This window comes from Streptococcus sp. HMSC071D03 (genome assembly GCF_001812125.1).
In the GTDB taxonomy this organism is placed as follows: domain Bacteria; phylum Bacillota; class Bacilli; order Lactobacillales; family Streptococcaceae; genus Streptococcus; species Streptococcus pseudopneumoniae_N.
Genome location: NZ_KV807749.1, coordinates 1 through 3,138, shown reverse-complemented (window position 1 = coordinate 3,138; position 3,138 = coordinate 1). Strand labels below are relative to the sequence as shown.

The 3,138-nt window shown below is 34.2% G+C and carries 3 protein-coding genes; all 3 read right to left on the bottom strand.

What is annotated here, in order from left to right; genetic code table 11:
- On the bottom strand, nt 1–401 hold a 401-nt coding region (locus tag HMPREF2837_RS05105), incomplete at its 3' end, for a hypothetical protein (RefSeq protein ID WP_075230707.1).
- An 87-nt stretch (nt 402–488) separates the two neighbouring features.
- Nucleotides 489–2,540, bottom strand: coding sequence for a G5 domain-containing protein (locus HMPREF2837_RS05100; protein ID WP_075230706.1), 2,052 nt, complete (start codon nt 2,538–2,540; stop codon nt 489–491).
- Between the two features lie 11 nt (nt 2,541–2,551).
- Nucleotides 2,552–3,138: LPXTG cell wall anchor domain-containing protein (locus HMPREF2837_RS05095; RefSeq protein ID WP_148131816.1), on the bottom strand; the 587-nt coding region annotated here is incomplete at its 5' end.

The window sequence follows — 3,138 nt, the reverse complement described above, 5'->3', positions numbered from 1 at the left end:
TCACGATAAATCGTCCGAACAGTAGCTACTAGAATACTGAGACCAATAATAACTGGAACTTCAATATTCGGATGTGGGAAAAATAACCCTCCTTCTTTTGGTGCATCAACTACTTGACCTACAGTAATAAGTGAATTATGGGGCATTCCTAATATATGCGGTGTATACCATCCAAAAATACTATCAATTATGTTTTCGCTTGGAAAATTGAATAGATGGTGAATAATTGCCATTCCGCCAATCAATACGATTGTTATACATATTTTAGCTATAACCCACATAATAAACATACCAATAGTGGATTTCACAACATTAATACACCAAAGAACGATATAAAAGGGAGCTGTAAAAATCCTAATGATAGCCACCCATAACCAGGAAAAATCACTCCCTAATTTCATAACTCTACTCCTCCACGATTTACCGTTATTATAGCATAAATCGACAACCTTAACAATGTTTTTATATTGTTTTTACATTATATTTTACTACTTTTTCTTTAATTTCCTATAGGTTATTACTGAGATTCCTAATGCTATTCCAATGATTCCTGTCAAAGTCAAGAAATTGGATAAACTAGTTCCCGTATTAGGTAATACTTTTTCAGCTTGGGTTCCTACTTCGATAATTTCATTTACAGGATCTACTTTTTCAAGACTCGGTTTGTTTTCTTTTACATCTCCTGTTTCTGGGTCAAGATAATAAGTTGTCGTAATTGTTTCTCTACCTTTAACACCAGCTTGAATAATTTTTTCTTCACCTTTCTTTAAATCTTTATTTTCTCGTTTTTCAGTTTTAAATTCTGTTTCCCTAATTTCAACTTTGGGCTTAGTCCCTACTGAAATAACTTCGTCTACAGATTCAGTTTTTTCAACCTTTGGTTCATTTGCGGTCACTTCTCCTGTTTCAGCATTAAAGCTATGAGTAACAGTGCTTGTTTCATGACCTTTGCTACCTTTTGTAACAACTGTCTTTTTACCTGCTTCTGAGTCCTTATCCTCAACATATTTTGTTTTATAATCCAACTCTTTAGTTGTGACAACAGGCTTTGTTCCCACAGAAATAACTTCGTCTACAGATTCAGTTTTTTCAACCTTTGGTTCATTTGCGGTCACTTCTCCTGTTTCAGAATTAAAACTATAGGTAATCGTGGTTGTTTCATGACCTTTGCTACCTTTTGTAACAACTGTCTTTTTACCTGCTTCTGACTCTTTATCCTCAACATATGTTGTTTTGTAATCTAGTTCCTTAGTCGCAACAGCTGATTTGCTTCCTCTAAGAACAATGCGATCAACTTTAGGTTTTGTAATAGTAGTTGAAATAACCTTACCATCTTTTAGAGAAAGCAATTGCGAACCTTCACTACCAGCTTGCTTTTCTTTCTCTTGACCAGCAGCCAGTGATGAATCCTCTTCATATTTGGTTTCAAAAGCAATTTTTTCAGGTCTGAGAGTATTGATTTTTTCATCTACTTTTTTACCATCTACTGTTACAGAACTGCGAATACTACGTTCCACAGACGGTGTACCAGTAAAGGTGTAATTAACAGTATAAGAACCATTATCCAAATCACCTGACCAAGAAACAGTATTATTGGTAATAGTTAGAGGAGTTTTTTGACCATTAGGAGCAACTAGTTCTGCTGAAGTTAATGTCAAGTCTGCTTCAGGACTAATAGAGACTGTTCCTTTTTGTTTCACAGAAACTTTCTCTTCTTTGATCTCCTCAATAGCTGTTTTAGCAAACTGATCATTAATGGCTTTTTGTCTCTCTAACTCGGTCGTAGATGCATCAGATATAAAAATATTATTATGACCTACCGCCTTCATAGCTTCAACAGAGTAGCTACGCTCATTGGCATTATAAGTAACTGTATAAAATGTTTTAGCATGATTTTTAGCCCAGTTCGCATATTGAATATCGATTTTTTCGCCGTAATCCCATCCATCAGTAAACTGAATTGTTGAAACATAAGAGTTCTTTTTTCCGCTATAATTATCGTATATTTCTGAAAAACCTTTCTTGATACTGTCTTCCGTTACATCCCAGCCTTCTTTTTTGAATAAATCTTTAAACTCATTAATTATTCTAAACACATTAGCATCAGGTTGCTTATTTTCTAATAACTTAATAAGATTTTTCTTATTCATCGGTTTTCCCGATGCAATTTCAGACCTTTTAGCTTTATAAGAATCTGGTAAGTTAAAATCATAACTAAACAACCAAATTTGATCTTCATCAGACATTGTTGAAACCAATGACTTCAAATCTGAAAACATTTTAGTGATATTATCTGTATTCGAACCTGAAAAATCTAACACCACCAATAAATCCATGGGCTTTATTTTCTTCTCTGTTGTATGAATGATTTCTTCTCTAGACTTAGCCGTAAAAGTTAGGGTATTACCATTTACGTTACTATTCTCCTGTGCATAAACCCTTGTTGTTTCTATAAACGGTGTAACAACTTCAACTAAATTCGCAAATCCTAGAACTGTTAGCCCTAAGATTACGCTACAACCCTGTTTCCATTTTCTCATAAATTTTTAACCTATTCTTCCTTCTTTTTTCTCATAGATAAGGCTAAAGCGATTGTTCCCATAGCCATTCCAAGAAGAGCTAAATTGTTGGAACTACTCATACCAGTATTAGGCAATTCCGCTTTTGAAACTTCTTCTTTTGGTTTCTCGGATTTCGGTTCTTCTTTCTTTGGTTGTTCTGGTTTTACTTCTTCTGGAGTATGAGTCACAACTGTATTAGATACAACTTCCACACCATTAACCGTATGACGATATGTATTTTCTACTGTTCCTGCTTGAATACGTGTCATTTGTAGGTAAACTTCTGCTTGAAATGCTGAAGTTTCTAAAATAGACTTCAAGAAAGCATCATCAAAGCTAATATCTACTTTTCCTTTGTCTTTGTCTACTACCTGACTAGTATACTTAGTTAATTCATCTCCAGCTTTAAATTTTTGACCGTCACTTGTTTCAAAATCTACAGTCGCAAACACTTGATATACACCTTGATACTCATCATGCGTTTCATCATAATCATCGCTAAACTTATACTCAAACAATTGCTCTGAGCGATCGTTTGGTATCAGGGAACCAACTAATTTGTAATTAAATGTTTGAT